Source organism: Nitratireductor sp. L15S-10, from assembly GCF_045011005.1.
In the GTDB taxonomy this organism is placed as follows: domain Bacteria; phylum Pseudomonadota; class Alphaproteobacteria; order Rhizobiales; family Rhizobiaceae; genus Nitratireductor.
Genome location: NZ_CP120676.1, coordinates 115365 through 131957 on the forward strand (window position 1 = coordinate 115365; position 16593 = coordinate 131957).

The window sequence follows — 16593 nt, forward strand, 5'->3', positions numbered from 1 at the left end:
TTCGAACAACGGGCTTCAGGCGGGCGATGTGGTTCACATCTCCATGCCGAGCATCTTTCCGACGGTGTGGACGTCCTTGTCCCCGCGTCCGGAGAAATTGACGATCATGATCTGGTCCCTGCCCATGGTGGGTGCAAGCTTGATCGCATGGGCAATCGCATGGGCCGATTCCAGCGCCGGGATGATGCCCTCAAGCCGCGTCGTCATCTGGAACGCCTCGATCGCCTCATCGTCCAGAACGGGCGAATAGATCACACGGCCCGTATCCTTCAGCCAGCTATGCTCCGGCCCAACACCGGGATAATCGAGCCCGGCAGAGACCGAATGCCCGTCGAGGATCTGCCCGTCTTCATTCTGCAGAAGATAGGTGCGGTTGCCATGCAGCACGCCCGGGCGGCCCGCCGTCATGGAGGCGCAGTGCTCGTCACCCGCAAGCCCGTGCCCACCGGCCTCCACGCCGTGGATTGCCACCTGGCGGTCGTCGAGGAAGGGATGGAACAGGCCGATGGCGTTCGAGCCGCCGCCCACGGCCGCCACGATGGCATCGGGCAGCCTGCCTTCCAGCTCCTTTATCTGCTCGCGCGCTTCCGTGCCGATCACCGACTGCAGCTCACGCACCAGCTCGGGATAGGGATGCGGGCCTGCCGCCGTGCCGATCAGATAATAGGTGTCCCCGACATTGGTCACCCAGTCGCGCAGCGCCTCGTTCATGGCGTCTTTCAGCGTGCCATGCCCGGAAGAAACCGGCTTCACCTCGGCGCCCAGAAGATGCATGCGGAAGACGTTCGGCTTCTGCCGCTCCACATCGGTCGCGCCCATATAGACCACGCAGGGCAGGCCGAAGCGGGCGGCCACGGTGGCAGACGCCACGCCATGCTGGCCGGCGCCGGTCTCGGCGATGATGCGGGTCTTGCCCATGCGCTTTGCGAGCAGGATCTGGCCAAGGCAATTGTTGATCTTGTGCGAGCCGGTGTGGTTCAGGTCTTCGCGCTTGAAGTAGATCTTCGCGCCGCCCAGATGTTCGGTCAGCCGTTCGGCGAAATAGAGCGGCGAGGGCCGGCCCGTATAGTGGCGGCCCAGATGCTCAAGCTCGGCCCGAAACGCCGGGTCGTTCTTCGCCTCATTCCAGTGTTTTTCCAGATCGAGGATCAGCGGCATCAGCGTCTCGGCCACAAACCGGCCGCCGAAGATCCCATACATGCCCTCGTCATCAGGGCCGATCCGGAAGGAATTGGGTTCCATGGGTGCAGTCATACGCGCAACGTCCCTTCTTCGCTTTTCCCGATTGAGGCACGGCCGGGCGGGACAAGTCAAACACCTGTCTCGAAAGTGAAGGTGAGTTAGTGGTCTGAAAATAAAGCAGAAAGTGGGAATGGCCTGTGCGAGATGAAAGGCGACTTGTTCCTTTCGCGACCCAGCTTTTTCTAGACAGGGTCCATCGTCCTGTTATCCTCGCTGCCATGGTGGTGGCGGATCTCATTGATGCATCGCAAAGGCTGGGGCGCGTGCCCGGCCTGCACTCGCTCGACATTGCCGAGGCCGAGGCCGCCATCGGCGCGCGCTACAGGCCGCATCGCCTGCTGATGCCATCCGGAGAAGCCGCGCTCGACTTTCGGCATCACGCCGTCGCAGGCGAAGGGGCCTCCCTTAATCTTCTGCGCTATGGCCCCGACATCGAGATCGAGGCCGGCATCTTCGACACGTTTTACATGCTGGAGTTCCCGCTCTCCGGCGGGGTGGACATTCTCTACGGGCGTGACCGTGTCGCTTCGCACCCCGGACGTGGCTTGATTCTCTCGCCCGGCCCCTTCGTGCGCTCCAACTGGCGGCCCGGCACCACGCAGGTCATGCTGCGGCTGGAACGCGATTTCGTGGAGCGCGCCTGGCAGCGTTACACGGGCGACCCGGTGCGCCGCTCGCCTTTCTTCAAGCCGCAGGTCGACCTCGACACGCCGGTCGGGCGGCGGCTGGCTCGTCTCTTCGGGCTCATGGTCGCGGAAGAAATCGAGGCCGCGGACAGCACGGCGCTATCGCCCATGCCGCTCGTCAATGCGGTTCTGGAAACACTCTTTGCCCATGTGCCTTGCCGGGAGGCAGAGCCTTCGGCGCTCGCCGCCGCCGGCCCGCTGCCGCGCTATGTCTTGCGCTTCAAGGCGCTGCTTGATGACCCTTCCGCACTGCCACTCACCGTATCAGCGCTGTGCGAGCGGCTAGATGTCTCCCAGCGCACGCTGACCACGGGCATGCGGCGGTTCACAGGGCTTTCCCCGCATGATTATCTCACCATGCGCCGGATGGAGCATGCCCGGCGTCTGCTTGAGCGGGACGGCCTTCCAGTCGCGGCAGTGGCCGCGCGCGTCGGTTACGCGCATGCTGGCCGCTTTGCCGCTGCCTTTCGTCGCCATTGCGGCCACAGCCCCGCAGTCACCCGCGCGACCTGACGCATTTTCGGAAGTCGCTGTCCCTTTCGGGAAACGAAATGGTGGTGCACCCTCCCTTCTTGTTGACAGGGCAGGTTTTCCGGCCAGCACTCGTGGATCACTGCGCGAAAAAGGGGAACGGACCTTGCAAAAAGGCCAGCGCGCGGCGACACGGTGGACATTGAATTCGTCCACCCCATGAGAGGGAGGTTGGTTTGAGCCGGACCGTTCTGGCCATTGATATCGGGTCTTCGGCCCTGAAGGCCGTGATGTTTTCTGAACATGGCGCGATGCTGGCCGCCCGGTCGGCTTCCATCGCCACTGTTTCAGGGGCAGACCGGTCGCAGACTCAGGATCCGGCAGACTGGTGGGCAGCAATTGTCTCCGCGCTGGCCAACATGCCCGACAGAGAAGATGTTGCTTCGCTCGTTTTCACCGGCTCCATGCAGAACCTGATTGTTCTGTCACCGGAGGGCGAAGCCCTTGCGCCGGCCGCGCTCTATTCCGACCGCCGCCTCGATGAAGACGAGATGGCCGAACTCCAAGCCCGCCTGCCGAATGATTACGCAGAGCGTGTCGGCAATCACCCGGACCCGGCCCACACGATTTTCAAACTCATGCGGCTTGACCGCTTCGCGCCGGACCTGCCTGATGAACATCGCTTCTTTTTCGGCGCGAAAGATGCCGTCACGTTCAGGTTGACCGGCCGCGCCGCAATCGATCCCACCGTAGCCTCCACCACAGGCCTGATGAACATTGCCGAGCGGTGCTGGGATGGTGAACTGCTCGCCACCGCGGGTGTCGAAGCGTCGCGCCTGCCTGAAATCCTCCCGGCCGACGAGATCCTTGGCCCGCTGCGCGCCCAGGCTGCGGCAGAACTTGGCCTGAGCGAAGGGATTCCCGTGTTCAATGGTGCGGGCGATGCGGCAGCGGCCACATGGGGTGCAGCCGCTGACGCGCCGGGCCGCGCCTATGCCTATCTCGGCACCACCGGCTGGGTTGCCGCCACACTCGATCTGGAGGATGCCGCGCCGCCACGCGCCATCTACACACTGGCTGATCCGGTGCATCCGGGCCGCGCCATCATTATCTCGCCCTTCCTGACGGCGGGCGCGGCGATGGACTGGCTCGCCGAAATCACGGGCGAAAGCGTCGAAGCGCTGCTCGTAGCGGCGGAGGCTGCTGAGGATGCGCGCGCCCTGCCGCTCTTTCTGCCCTACCTTTCTGGCGAACGTGCGCCTTTCGAGGATCAGCGCGTGCGCGGCGCATTCCTTGGCCTCGACCGCACCCATGGCAAGGGCGCAATGGCGCGCGCCGTGCTTGAAGGCGTGGCGTTCGCCATCCGGCACAATCTGGAAACCGCCGGCCTGCCACCATCGCCGCTCACCGTCATTGGCGGCGCGGCTCGCACGCCGCTGCAGCGGCAGATCCTTGCCGACGTGTTGAAGCGCGAAATCGCCTTTCCCGATGCAAGCCAGGAAATGACGGCGCGGGGCGCATTGCGCATGATCGCGGCAAAGGCCGGCTTATCGCCTGCCGCCGTCGATGCTTCGCCAGCGCACACACAGGGCACCACCCATGCCAAGCGCTGCGACAGCCGCTACCAGGCCTATCTCGCAGCCTCCCGCTTTGCGCGGGAACACGCCAATCTGATAATCTGACCCCGGAGGAAATGATGAAACGCATGCTCCTTGCCACGGCCGCACTGGCCGCTTTCGCCCAGATCTCCATGGCCCATGCCGAGGACATCGCCGTGCTAACACCCTATCTGAGCTCTGTTGCGACCAATGAGATGGTCGAGACCTTCAAGACCGATTCCGAGGCCAGGGGCTGGACGGTGAATGTGGTCGACACGCGCGGCGATTTCCAGCAGCTCGCAAGCCGTGTCGAGGACGTCACCAATGCGGGGGCGGACGCCATCGTGTTGGTCAGTGTCGATCCCAACCAGATCGCCGATCAGGTCGCCGCCGCAGCGGGCAAGGACATCCCCGTTTTCGTGCTCGACGGTGCGCTTGCCGATGGCGTGACCGCCAACATCACCACCGACAATTTTGCCCTTGGCACCATCCTCTCCGATTACCTGTTCGAGGCGCTGGGCGGTGAAGGCAACATCGTCAAGTTCTTCCATTCCGCACATCCTGGCGTCCGTCAGCGTGAGCTGGCGCTGGATGAGGCGCTTGGGAAGAACGATGCCGTCAAGGTGATCGCCGAGCATTATGTGCAGGTGCCCGGGCCCATCGACAATGCGCGGCAGGCCATGGAAACCTTCATCCGCCAGCATGGCGACAAGATTGACGGTGTGTGGGCCGCGTGGGACGAGCCGGCCATTGGCGCGCTGCTCGCCATCCAGAGCGACATGCCCGATGCGGATATCGTGATTGCGGGCATTGATGGCAATCCGCAGGCGGTGGACCTGATCAGGCAGTGCACCAATCTCGCCGCCACCGTGCGGCAGGATTTTCCGGGCATTGCGAGCGCCGCAGTCGGTGAAATCGAGACGGTGCTCGGCGGCGGCGAGCCTTCCTCGCGCGAGATCTTCGTGGAGGCCAAGGTGGTTGACCGCGAAACACTCGGCGCAAGCTGCGAGTAAAACCCGCACCGATGCTTGAGATCGAAGGGCTCACGAAACGGTTTGGCGGCGTCACGGCGCTCGATGGCGTGCGCCTCGACGTTGCCGCCGGGCGGGTCCATGCCCTTCTGGGGGAGAACGGGGCGGGTAAATCCACCCTGCTCAAGTGCCTTTCCGGCGTGCACCGGGCCGATGCCGGAACGATGCATCTTTCCGGCAGGGCGTATCAGCCGGCAGATCCACGCGCGGCGGAAGCAGCCGGTCTGCGCACCGTGCATCAGGAGCTCAATCTCGTTCCGGGCTTCACGGCCTATGAGAATGCCTATGTGGGCCGGGCCTATCCGCGCCACCTCGGTCGCGTCGACTGGAAGGCAATGCGCGCGCGCTTTGCCGCCCTGCGGGACCGCTACCGGCTCGATCTCGATATCGACCTGCCGGTGGGGCGCCTCTCGGTCGCCAAGTGCCAGATTGTCGAAATCCTGCGCGCGCTGATGGACGATGCGCGGGTGTTGATCCTCGACGAACCCACCGCCTCGCTCAGCGAGGAGGAAGCGACCGTCCTGCGCCGCATCGTGCGCGATCTGGCCGATCAGGGCTGCGCCATCATCTTTGTGTCGCACCGGCTCGACGAGGTGTTTGCGCTGGCCGATGATTACACGGTGCTGCGCAATGGCCAATCCGTCGGCAGCGGGCAGATCGCGGAAACATCGCGCGACGAGATCGTCGCGCTCATGGCGGGCGAGGCGTTTCGCCACGAGCGCCATGGCGATGCGCGCGCTCCGGGCGATCCCGTTCTGGAGCTTTCGGGTTTCCGTGTGAGCCCGGTCCGCGCCCCCATCGATCTGACGGTGCGCGCCGGTGAAATCGTGGGTCTTTATGGCGTGGTCGGCAGTGGCCGCTCCAGTCTCCTGAAAGCCGTCTGGGGTGCAAGCGGTGTGGCTGAGGGCGACATCGCGCTTGAAGGTGCGCCGCTCCCGGCCCCGGGCATCGAAAGCCGCAAACGCGCCGGCGTCGCCTATGTCTGCGAAGACCGGCGCAACACCGGTCTCGTCATGCATCACTCCATTCTCGACAATGCCGTCCTGCCGCATCTGGAGCGCCATCGCGCCGTCGGTTCCCTGCCCGTTGTCTCGTGGCGGCGGGCGCGGGCTGGTGTTCGCGCCGCGCTCGAAGGGCTCAGCGTCAAATATGGCCGCCTCGGCGACCCCATCTCCACCCTGTCGGGCGGCAATCAGCAGAAGATCATGATCGGCCGCTGGTTCGATCCGTCGCTGAAACTCTTCCTGCTCGATGAGCCGACGCGCGGCGTGGATGTGCGCTCCAAGGCGGAAATCCACGCGCTGTGCAATCGCCTTGCAGGCGAGGGCGCGGCCGTTCTCTTCGCCACCAGCGATCTTGAAGAGCTCCTGATGCTCGCAAGCCGCGTCGTGGTCATGGCGCAGGGGGCCGTCACGCTCGATGCGCCCAACAGCGCCGTCACGCGCCAGTCCGTCATCGACGCCACATTCCACGCCTCGCCGCCGCAGCCATCAAAGCCGGAGATACGAATTTGAGCTTTTCCGCCCGCTACGGAACCCTGATCGGCCTTTTGGCCATCATCACGCTCTTTGCGGTGCTCTCGCCGGGGGCTTTCGCCCAGAGCTCGAATCTCATCAACATCACCCAGCAGATGTCGCTGCTCGCCATTGTCGCGCTGGGGGCCACCTTCGTCATGTCGCTGTCGGAGTTCGATCTTTCAGTTGGCGCGGTGGTTTCCATGGCGGGCATCGTTTCCGTCACGCTGTTCGGCGCCGGCTGGGGCATCGTGCCGGTCATGCTGGTCACGCTCCTTGCAGGCTTTGCCGTCGGCGCGGTCAGCGGGCTTGCGATTGCCACCTATCGCATGCCGAGCTTCATCGTCACGCTTGCCATGGGCACCATTGTCGGCGGTATCACCTACTGGATAAGCGATGGCGCAACGCTCTTCGGAAACATTCTGGTGGGCTTCCGCGATTTGGGGCGCGGCTATCTCGCCGGCATTCCCGTTCTCACGCTCTGGGCGCTCGCGGCGACGCTGTTTGCAGCTTTCATCCTCGACCACACGGAGCTTGGCCGCCGCATTCTCGCCATTGGCGGCAACCGGGAGGCGGCACGGCTCACCGGCGTGCGCATCGTGCCCAATAGTGTCTGGGCCTTCGGCCTTTGCACGCTGCTTGCCGCCCTCGCGGGCCTGCTTCTCACCGCGCGCCTCGGCAGCGCCCATCCGACCGGCGGCAACGGTTTCCTGCTTCAGGCCTATGCGGCCGTCTTCCTCGGCATGACCGCCTTCCGCGACGGGCAGGCCAATGCGCTGGGCACGCTTCTGGGAGCGGCGATCATCGCCGTGGTTGCCAACGGTCTCACCATTCTCGGCGTGCCGAACTATCTGCAGGACATCTTCACCGGCCTCATCATCATCGGCGCGGTGCTGGTGCGAAACATCGGCGGCAGGGCGGCCTGACGCATGGCTGCGGATCACGCCTATCAGCGTCTCGCCAACAGGCTCATCCGCGAGCTAACAGGCGGCTTGTGGCGCAATGGTGATCCGCTACCCTCCGAACATGCACTGGCCACGGCCTACGCGGTTTCGCGACGCACCCTCAGGCAGGCGCTCGAACTGCTCCAGCGGGAAGGTTTCGTTTCCAAGGGGCAGGGGCGAAGCACCGTCTATCGTGAACGCGCCATCGGGCGCAGCGGCGAAAAGCTGGTGGATTTCCCCACAGCAGCGCGCGAGGCCGGCTTCCGCCCGTCAACGCGGCTTGTTTCCACGGGGCTTATCGAGGCAGGGCTCTCCATCGCCCACGCGCTCTCACTGCCACTTGGAACCCAGGTTTTCGAGATCCGCCGGGTGCGACTTCTGGAGGGCCGTCCCGTCGTTCACCAGACCTCGCTTCTCCCCGCTGCCCTGGCTGAGAAGCTTGACGTGTCCAGCCTCGCGGAGACGTCGCTTTACACCATGTTGCGGGCTGCTCTGGGTGGCGAGATCTTCCTTGCGCGCGAGCACGTCTCGCTTCTGTCGGCTTCCGAAGAAGAGGCAGAGGCATTGTCCATCCCGAAGGCCTCGCCGCTGCTCAGGGTCCAGCGTGTGGTGGTGGATGCGAAGGGCCGGCCCGTCGAGTATTCCAACTCGGCCCTGCAGGATTCCTTCTTCCGATTCTAGCGGCTGATCCTAAAGCCGTTCCACCAGCTTGACCTGAAACGTGTGCATCTGACCCTGCCGGGAGATCGAGATATACTCGCCCTGCCGAAATCGTTCTTCACCGAGGCGGAAGCCGATCTCATCGTCGCGGTCGCCTTCTTCGTAGTCGAAATACCATTGCCCGCCGGGCTTGCGGCGCAAACGACCGATCTTGTCTTCCGTATTGGGCTCGAAGCGCCGCACGCGACATTGCGCTTGGTGCTTCTTCCATTCCGCTGCATCGAGATGCCCTTCCGTGTCGAGCGGAACCAGCAGGTCATAGCCCTCGTCATGATCGCCCAGGGGGTGGCCCTTCTCGCGGGCCAGTTCCAGGCGCACATGGCGGAATTTCGGGGAGAGATCAGAAGCTGAGGTCATGCCGGATCCTTTCGTTCTCCACCACCCTATGGGTGTGATTCTGGTCCTGCTTTGACAAAGATCAAGCAGAGAAATCGCCATTTCTTCTGATGCGGTCAGATCCGGTCACTGGCTGGCGCGGCGGTGAGAGGTCCCGTGAACGCTCCTATACCGTTACACGCTGCCCCTCGCGCGCAGAAACAGCGATGGCGTGAATGACTTTTTCGAACTCCAGCGCCTCTGCGAAATCGGGACCTACCTTCTCACCGCCGGCGATTTCTCGCAGGAATGCACCTGCCTCCAGAACCTTCAGGTCGTTGAAACCCAGCTGATGACCCGGCGCGGGACAGAAAGCCCCATAAGCGCCATGGGCCGGACCAGTGAGTATTGTCCGAAACCCCTGCTCGGCCGCTGGACCCTCGTTCCGGTAGAGTTGAAGCTCGTTCATGCGCTCCTGTTCAAAGGCTATCATGCCCTTGGTTCCATGCACCTCGAAACCCAACCGGTTCTTGCGCCCCCAGGCAGAGCGGGAGGTGGCCAGTATGCCCTGCGCCCCGCTCGCGAAGCGCACCAGCGCGGAAGCAACGTCTTCATTCTCCACCTTGCCGCGCCCATTTCCGTCGGGCATGGGGCGTGTTTGATGGATGGTCTGCATATCGGCGATCAGGGTTTCAATTGGCCCCATCAGCCCGTACGCCATGGAAACCAGGTGACAACCAAGATCCCCCAGGGCGCCGAGCCCGGCGTCCTCCATGCGCGCGCGCCATGTCCAGGCGAGTTCCGGATCGGCCTGGTAATCCTCGTCGACAAAGCCGCGAAAATGCACCGGCCTGCCGATGGTGCCTTTGGCAATCAGTTCTCGGGCATGTTCGAATGCCGGGTTCTTGATGTAGTTGTAGCCGACCATGGTTTTTACCCCGGCCCTGCCCGCCGCGTCTGCCATGGCGCGGGCGTCATCAAGGGTCAGGCCCATCGGTTTCTCGCAATAAACATGTTTGCCGGCTTCAATGGCTGCCAGCGCCATCTCGCGATGCATACGGTTTGGCGTGGTGATGGAAACAATGTCCACGGCGGGGTCATTCACCAGTGCGCGCCAGTCTTCCGTGGCGCGTGCAAAACCGAATTGCACAGCCATCTGTTCGGCGCGCGTGGCGGGCGTGTCGCACAAAACCTCCAGCCGCGCTTCCGGCAAATCGGCGAGCACGGCCCTTGCTGCGCGGAAAGCCAGAGCATGAGTCTTTCCCATGAAACCCGTCCCGATCAGGCCGACGCCGATTTCGCGCATGGAAATTCTCCTCCACTATTGGAATTTTTATTCCAATTGCGTAAGATCATCGCAGCCACGCTGTCAAGCGAAAGACCAGAGCATACAAAAGAAAGAGAGCCGGGCATGACAGAGCCTTCCGCACCCCAGACCATCGAGGAACTGCTCGATCGCATGCTTGAAGTGTCCGACGGCCTGCCCAAGCGATTGAAACAGTGTGCTGATTACGTGGCCGCAAATCCGGATCGCATCGCGGTGTCCACCGTTGCCGAAATGGCGGAAGGCGCCGGGGTGAAACCATCGGCTTTCATGCGGTTTTGTCAGGTGCTCGGTTTCTCCGGTTTCTCCCAGATGCAGCGACTTTTCCGGGATTCCTATGTACAAAACTGGCCCGATTATCCGACGCGGCTCGAAAAGCTGAGAGAAAGTGGCGCGGGAAGTGCCTCAGCACTTCTGGCCGAGTTCATCGAGGCGGGGCGTCTGTCGCTTGAAAGCCTTGCCAAAACCATTGACCCGGAGACGCTCGACGCAGCCATCAAAACGCTGTCCCAGGCGAATATGGTGCACATCGTCGGGTTGCGTCGCGCATTTTCGGTGGCGGCCTATTTCGCTTACGCCTTCGAGAAGATGAACGTGCCGACCATGATTCACGACCACGTCGGCAGGCTCGATAATCGTCATGCAATTCGCAAGGGTGATGCTGTGATAGCGATCACTTTCGCACCCTACACCGCTGAAACTGTCGAACTGGCCGAAGCAGCGCGCGCTGCCGGGGCCGACGTGATCGCGATTACCGACGCCATTGCCAGTCCGTTGCGGCCCATCACACCTCTTATGCTCACCGTATCCGAAGCCGATTTCGGTGCTTTCCGGTCGCTCTCCGCCACGCTGTCACTTGCAGTGGCGCTTGTGGTCGCCGTGGGCGCCAACACCCAGTGAAATGGAATTCTGATGTTGATTTTGCCATTAAAATAGAACATATCTTCCATAAATGTGATCGATGGAACGCCGATGCCGGCACACCATCGCCCTCTGCCGTTCAGCGGATGTAAACGCGGCAGAAATGTATGGAGGAGACAAGGATGAAGTCCCTCGACCTCATCACCATCGGCCGTTCTTCGGTCGATCTTTACGGCGCGCAAGTTGGCGGGCGGCTGGAGGACATGGGCTCCTTCAACAAATATATCGGCGGATCCCCCACCAACATCGCTGCTGGCACGGCGCGTCTCGGTCTGAAATCGGCATTGATCACGCGCGTGGGCGATGAACATATGGGCCGCTTCATCCGCGAGGAGCTGGAGCGCGAGGGCGTCGACACCCGCGGTGTGGTGACCGACCCCGAACGCCTGACCGCGCTGGTCCTGCTCGGCATCCGCGACCAGGAACAGTTTCCGTTGATCTTCTATCGCGAAAACTGCGCCGACATGGCCCTTGGCGAAGAAGACATCGACCCGGATTTCATCGCCGAGGCCCGCTGTGTGTGCGCGACCGGCACACATCTCTCTCATCCGCGCACCGAGGCCGCGGTTCTGAAGGCGTTGCGGCTTGCCCGCGAGCATGGCGCGCTGACGGCACTCGACATAGATTACCGCCCCAATCTCTGGGGGCTTGCCGGGCATGGTGCCGGCGAGAGCCGCTTCATCGAATCCGAACGCGTCACCGCCAAGCTCCAGTCCACCCTGCCGCTGTTCGACCTGATTGTCGGCACGGAAGAGGAGTTCCATATCGCCGGCGGATCCACCGACACGATCGAAGCGCTGAGAAACGTGCGTGGGCTGTCAGATGCCGTCCTCGTCTGCAAGCGGGGACCGATGGGTGCCTCCGCCTTTGCAGGCGCGATCCCCGACACGCTCGATGAGGGCGAGGCGGGTGAGGGGTTCCCGATCGAGGTGTTCAACGTGCTTGGCGCGGGCGACGGTTTCATGTCGGGGCTTCTGAAAGGCTGGCTCTCGGGAGAGGACTGGCCGACAGCGCTGAAGTACGCCAATGCGTGCGGTGCTTTCGCGGTCTCCCGTCACGGCTGTGCGCCGGCCTATCCTTCGCTTGAGGAGCTGGAGTATTTTTTTCGTACTGGCATTCGCGAGAATGCACTGCGCAAGGATGCCGCGCTTGAGCAGGTGCACTGGGCGACGACACGGCATGGCGACTGGTCGCAGATGCGTGTCTTCGCCTTCGACCACCGCATGCAGCTGGAGGCCATGGCCGATGAGGCGGGTGTCTCCCACGAGCGCATCGGCGACTTCAAGAAACTCTGCCTTGAGGCGGCAAAGACCGTCGCCGGCGGACGTCATGGATATGGGATCCTGTGCGATGGCCGGCTCGGGCAGGGTGCCCTCTACGCTGCCTCGGGCTCCGGACTGTGGATAGGTCGCCCGGTCGAATGGCCTGGCTCGCGCCCGCTCACGCTGGAACCGGCCATCGGCCCGGATTGCGGTGGGCTCGATGAGTGGCCCCTGGAGAACGTGGTCAAGGTTCTGTGTTTCTATCACCCGGATGATGAGCCGGGGATGAGAGAAGAGCAGGAAGAAACCGTCAAACGTCTCTTTGCCGCGAGCCGCCGCAATCGGCTGGAAATGCTGCTCGAAATCATCCCGTCCAGGGTCGGCAAATGCGACGATGAGACTGCAGCGCGCGTCATCGAGCGATTCTACGAGATCGGGGTCTATCCCGACTGGTGGAAGCTCGAACCGATGACATCGCGTGCCGCATGGCAGAAGGCCTGCGATGCGATCAAACGCAACGATCCGCACACGCGGGGCATTGTCGTGCTCGGGCTCGATGCGCCGGCCAGAGAGCTGGAGGAGAGTTTTGCGGTCGCTGCCTCCTTCGACCTGGTCAAGGGTTTTGCCGTCGGCCGCACAATCTTCGCCGATGCGGCGCGGCATTGGCTTTCCGGCGCAATCGACGACAAAACGGCTATCGCTGAGATGGCGGAAAACTATGCAAATCTCTGCGCTGTCTGGGATCGGGCGCGGGCACGGGCGCAAAAGGGAGAGGCGGCATGAAGACAATCCGGCTGACGGCAGCGCAGGCGGCCATCCGCTATATCGCTGCCCAGAAGAACGAGGAGGGCGAGCCCTTCATCGCCGGCATGTGGGCTATTTTTGGCCATGGCAATGTGGCGGGCCTTGGCGAAGCGCTTTATGCGGCGCGCGAAACGCTCACCACCTATCGCGGACACAATGAGCAATCCATGGCCCATGCGGCGATTGCCTATACAAAACAGCTTGGCCGGCGGCGGGCCATGGCCGTCACATCGTCCATCGGCCCCGGCGCGACAAACATGGTGACCGCGGCCGCGCTCGCTCATGTGAACCGTCTGCCGGTGCTTCTCATACCGGGCGATGTCTTTGCCAATCGCGGCCCCGACCCCGTCTTGCAGCAAGTGGAGGATTTCGGTGACGGCACGGTAAGCGCCAATGACTGTTTCCGCCCCGTCTCACGCTATTTCGATCGCATCACCCGGCCCGAACAGCTTTTGACTGCGCTGCCGCGCGCCTTTCGCGTGATGACCGACCCCGCCGATTGCGGGCCGGTGACGCTTGCCTTCTGCCAGGATGTGCAGGCGGAAGCTTATGACTGGCCGGAGAATTTTTTCGACGAGCGCATCTGGCGCCGCCGCAGGCCGCAGCCCGATGAAGCCGAACTGGCCGACGCCATCGAAACCATTCGCGCCGCAAGCCGTCCGGTGATCGTTGCCGGTGGTGGCGTTCACTATGCCGGTGCCTGCGCCACTCTGAAAGCCTTTGCGGAAAAGCACGCCATTCCGGTGGTGGAAACGCAGGCGGGCAAGTCCGCGCTCCCCTGGGATCACCCGTTCAATCTCGGCCCGGTCGGGGTCACGGGTTCGGCAAGCGCCAATGCGGTCTGCGAAGAGGCGGACCTGGTTATCGGTGTCGGGACGCGATTTCAGGATTTCACCACCGGATCCTGGGCGCTGTTCAGGAAAAGGCCGGGAATTCTGGCGCTGAACGTCCAGCCCCATGATGGCAGCAAGCATGATGCGCAGGCACTGATTGCCGATGCCGATGTCGGCCTCGGGCTTCTGTCCGAAGGGCTCGGTGGATGGAAGGCGCAGGCACCCGACCCGGGGCTCAAGGAAACGTGGTTCAAAGCGGCTGACGCCGTGACGGCAGCACCCACAGTCGATGACAACGCACTTCCCACCGACATGCAGGTGATCGGCGCGGTACAGCGTGCGGCGCGTGAAAACACGGTTGTGATGTGTGCGGCCGGAACCATGCCCGGCGAGTTGCACAAGCTGTGGAAGGCCGGGCGGCCCGGCTCCTATCACATGGAATATGGCTATTCGTGCATGGGCTATGAGATCGCCGGCGGGCTGGGCATCAAGATGGCCGAGCCCGACCGCGATGTGGTCGTGATGCTGGGCGACGGCTCCTACATGATGATGAATTCGGAACTGGCCACTGCCGTTTCCATGGGCATCAAGATCACCGTGGTCATCACCGACAATCGCGGGTTCGGCTGCATCAACCGGCTGCAGATGGGCACCGGCGGCGCCGAGTTCAACAACCTGCTCGATCATGCGCACCATGTGAATCCGTCGCGGATCGACTTCGTCGCCCACGCGGCCTCAATGGGAGCGGAGGCGCGCAAGGCCGGCTCCATTGCCGAGCTGGAGGCCGCACTTGCCGAAGCGCGCTCCGCCAAGGGACCTTTCGTCGTGGTGATCGATACGGACCCCTACCCCTCGACGGAGGCCGGCGGCTACTGGTGGGATGTGGCGGTGCCCGAGGTTTCGGAGCGGCGGGAAGTCAATACTGCTCGCAGGGCCTACGAAAAGGCGTTGAAAGAAAGACACTGAATGATCCGTTTCGGCACCAATCCCATTGCCTGGTCGAATGATGACGACCAGACCATAGGCGCGCACATTCCGCTTGAACAATGCCTGACCGAGGCGGCGGCCATCGGCTTTGACGGCATCGAGAAAGGGCACAAGATGCCCGCGGAGGGCGAGGCGCTGAAAGCGCTTCTTGCCGGGCACGGCCTTGTCTTCGTTTCCGGCTGGCACTCGCTCAACCTGCTGGTCAACGACATCGAAACGGAAAAGAAGGCGATCCAGCCGCATCTCGACATGCTGAAGGCCAACGGCTGCAAGGTGTGCATCGTTTGCGAGACGTCCAACGCCATTCACGGCAACGATGCCGTGGCGCTCGCAGACCGCCCCCGCCTTGAAAAGGCGCAGTGGCCGGCCTTCTGTGCCGGGGTTGAGGCGATTGCCGGATATTGCGCGGCGCAGGGCATTGCGCTGGTCTATCATCACCATATGGGCACCGTTGTTGAAAACCGCGAGGAGATCGGGCACCTGATGGATGGCACAGGCCCCGCCACCCGCCTTCTGCTCGACACCGGACATGCCTGGTTTGGCGGATCCGACCCGGTGGAGCTGGCCGAAACCTATGGCGATCGGGTCGCCCATTTCCACGCCAAGAATGTGCGCCCTGCCATTCGCAGCGAAGTGGAGCAGGAGAAGCTTTCCTTCCTCGAAGGCGTGCGTCGCGGCGTCTTCACCGTGCCGGGAGACCCGGAAGGGGGCATCGCGTTCGAGCCTGTGCTGAGCGTGCTCGCGAAGAAGGGCTATGATGGATGGCTCGTGATCGAGGCCGAGCAGGACCCGCTCAAGGCCGACCCGGTCAAATATCAGTCCATGGGCTTGAAAGCGCTCCGGCAGGCGGCGCATGCTTCCGGCCTCACCCGGAATCACACAGAATGAATTTTCTCGATCCACGTCATCCCTTTTTCCGGCCGCTCTGGCGACGGGTGGCCGTGGTGGCCGTATGTTTTGGCTGGGGACTATTCGAGTTTCTCTCCGGCGCGCCGTTCTGGGGAATTCTGTTTACCGCTGCAGGCGTCTATGCGGCCTGGTCGCTGCTCTACACATTCAGGCCCGACGATACTGAAAACGAATAAGGTAGGAAGCATGCCCGATCTTCTGGTCAAACCCGCAGGCACCGCCGGCAAGGTGCACGACATAACACCGGCATCGGCAGGCTGGGGCTATGTCGGCTTCGGTCTTTATCGTCTGAAAGCCGGCGAGATGGCGTCCGAGGCGACAGGAGACCGCGAGGTCATTCTTGTGCTGGTCGAGGGGAAGGCGGAGATTTCGGGCGCGGGCAAGGCTTTTGGCGAATTGGGTGAGCGCATGAATGTGTTCGAGCGCCTGCCACCACATGCGGTCTACATTCCCGGTGGCACTGAATGGCAGGCCCGAGCCACCACGGACTGCACGCTCGCCGTCTGCACGGCACCGGGCAAAGGTGGGCATGAAGCGCAGGTGATCGGCCCCGCAGGCATCAGCCTCGAAGAGCGCGGCAAGGGCGCCAACACGCGCTACATCCACAACATCGCCATGGAAGGCCGCGACGTCGCCGACAGCCTGCTTGTCACTGAGGTCTATACCCCCCAGGGCAACTGGTCGTCCTATCCGCCGCACCGGCATGACGAGGACGATTTCCCGGACATGACCTATCTGGAAGAAACCTATTATCACCGGTTGAATCCCGCGCAGGGTTTCGGCTTCCAGCGGGTTTTCACCGAGGATGCCGAACTCGACGAAACCATGACGGTGAAAGACCATGATGTGGTTCTGGTTCCGAAAGGGCATCACCCCTGCGGCGCACCCTATGGCTATGAAATGTATTATCTCAACGTTATGGCCGGCCCGTTGCGCAAATGGCGCTTCAGGAACCACCCGGATCACGACTGGATCTTCCAGCGTGATGCGAAAGCCGGCTGAACGCGCCGTCGCCGGTGGCCCGGGTTGATG

General features: G+C 62.9%; 15 protein-coding genes. 12 read left to right on the top strand and 3 right to left on the bottom strand.

From position 1 onward, the window contains the following. Positions 1-33: 33 nt before the first annotated feature. Complete coding sequence (gene trpB, locus P2W41_RS19870) at positions 34-1254, bottom strand: tryptophan synthase subunit beta (protein WP_404935273.1); 1221 nt, start codon at positions 1252-1254, stop codon at positions 34-36. A 125-nt stretch (positions 1255-1379) separates the two neighbouring features. Between trpB and P2W41_RS19875 the strand changes: the two genes are divergently transcribed. The 6 genes from P2W41_RS19875 (at position 1380) to P2W41_RS19900 (ending at position 8167) form a co-directional block, all read left to right on the top strand. Next, entirely contained in the window at positions 1380-2441 is a 1062-nt protein-coding gene (locus P2W41_RS19875) for an AraC family transcriptional regulator (protein WP_404935274.1), read from the top strand. Between the two features lie 194 nt (positions 2442-2635). Next, positions 2636-4081 (top strand): FGGY-family carbohydrate kinase, encoded by a 1446-nt coding sequence (locus P2W41_RS19880; RefSeq protein WP_404935275.1) that lies wholly within the window; start codon positions 2636-2638, stop codon positions 4079-4081. 14 nt (positions 4082-4095) lie between these two features. After that, the gene (locus tag P2W41_RS19885) at positions 4096-5010 is read left to right on the top strand and encodes a sugar ABC transporter substrate-binding protein (protein ID WP_404935276.1); all 915 of its coding nucleotides are present in this window, start codon (positions 4096-4098) and stop codon (positions 5008-5010) included. Positions 5011-5021: 11 nt separating this feature from the next. Then, positions 5022-6542 carry a sugar ABC transporter ATP-binding protein gene (locus P2W41_RS19890; protein ID WP_404935277.1) on the top strand — a complete coding sequence of 507 codons (1521 nt, stop codon included), beginning with the start codon at positions 5022-5024 and terminating at the stop codon, positions 6540-6542. Then, complete coding sequence (locus P2W41_RS19895) at positions 6539-7468, top strand: ABC transporter permease (protein ID WP_404935278.1); 930 nt, start codon at positions 6539-6541, stop codon at positions 7466-7468. The genes P2W41_RS19890 and P2W41_RS19895 overlap by 4 nt, the downstream gene beginning before the upstream one ends. 3 nt (positions 7469-7471) lie before the next feature. After that, entirely contained in the window at positions 7472-8167 is a 696-nt protein-coding gene (locus P2W41_RS19900) for a GntR family transcriptional regulator (RefSeq protein ID WP_404935279.1), read from the top strand. A 9-nt stretch (positions 8168-8176) separates the two neighbouring features. On the opposite strand, the gene P2W41_RS19905 is transcribed toward P2W41_RS19900, so the two are convergent. Together P2W41_RS19905 and P2W41_RS19910 are read right to left on the bottom strand one after the other, a co-directional pair. Continuing rightward, positions 8177-8563: a hypothetical protein gene (locus P2W41_RS19905; protein ID WP_404935280.1), complete on the bottom strand. Its 387-nt coding sequence runs from the start codon at positions 8561-8563 to the stop codon at positions 8177-8179. 145 nt (positions 8564-8708) lie between these two features. Then, the gene (locus tag P2W41_RS19910; RefSeq protein ID WP_404935281.1) at positions 8709-9827 is read right to left on the bottom strand and encodes a Gfo/Idh/MocA family protein; all 1119 of its coding nucleotides are present in this window, start codon (positions 9825-9827) and stop codon (positions 8709-8711) included. A 105-nt stretch (positions 9828-9932) separates the two neighbouring features. Between P2W41_RS19910 and P2W41_RS19915 the strand changes: the two genes are divergently transcribed. The 6 genes from P2W41_RS19915 to iolB all read left to right on the top strand — a co-directional run bounded on the left by P2W41_RS19915 (position 9933) and on the right by iolB (position 16563). Further along, on the top strand, positions 9933-10745 hold the full coding sequence (locus tag P2W41_RS19915; protein ID WP_404935282.1) for a MurR/RpiR family transcriptional regulator: 813 nt from the start codon (positions 9933-9935) through the stop codon (positions 10743-10745). Positions 10746-10888: 143 nt separating this feature from the next. Further along, a complete protein-coding gene (gene iolC / locus P2W41_RS19920) occupies positions 10889-12811 on the top strand; it encodes a 5-dehydro-2-deoxygluconokinase (protein WP_404935283.1) in 1923 nt (640 codons plus the stop codon). Further along, entirely contained in the window at positions 12808-14631 is a 1824-nt protein-coding gene (gene iolD / locus P2W41_RS19925) for a 3D-(3,5/4)-trihydroxycyclohexane-1,2-dione acylhydrolase (decyclizing) (RefSeq protein WP_404935284.1), read from the top strand. Before iolC ends, iolD begins: the two co-directional genes overlap by 4 nt. Then, positions 14632-15540, top strand: a complete 909-nt coding sequence (iolE, locus tag P2W41_RS19930; protein ID WP_404935285.1) for a myo-inosose-2 dehydratase — start codon at positions 14632-14634, stop codon at positions 15538-15540. It abuts the gene before it with no gap. Continuing rightward, entirely contained in the window at positions 15537-15737 is a 201-nt protein-coding gene (locus P2W41_RS19935) for a DUF3329 domain-containing protein (RefSeq protein WP_404935286.1), read from the top strand. Before iolE ends, P2W41_RS19935 begins: the two co-directional genes overlap by 4 nt. Positions 15738-15747: 10 nt before the next feature. After that, entirely contained in the window at positions 15748-16563 is an 816-nt protein-coding gene (gene iolB, locus P2W41_RS19940; protein ID WP_404935287.1) for a 5-deoxy-glucuronate isomerase, read from the top strand. The last annotated feature ends 30 nt before the right edge of the window (positions 16564-16593 follow it).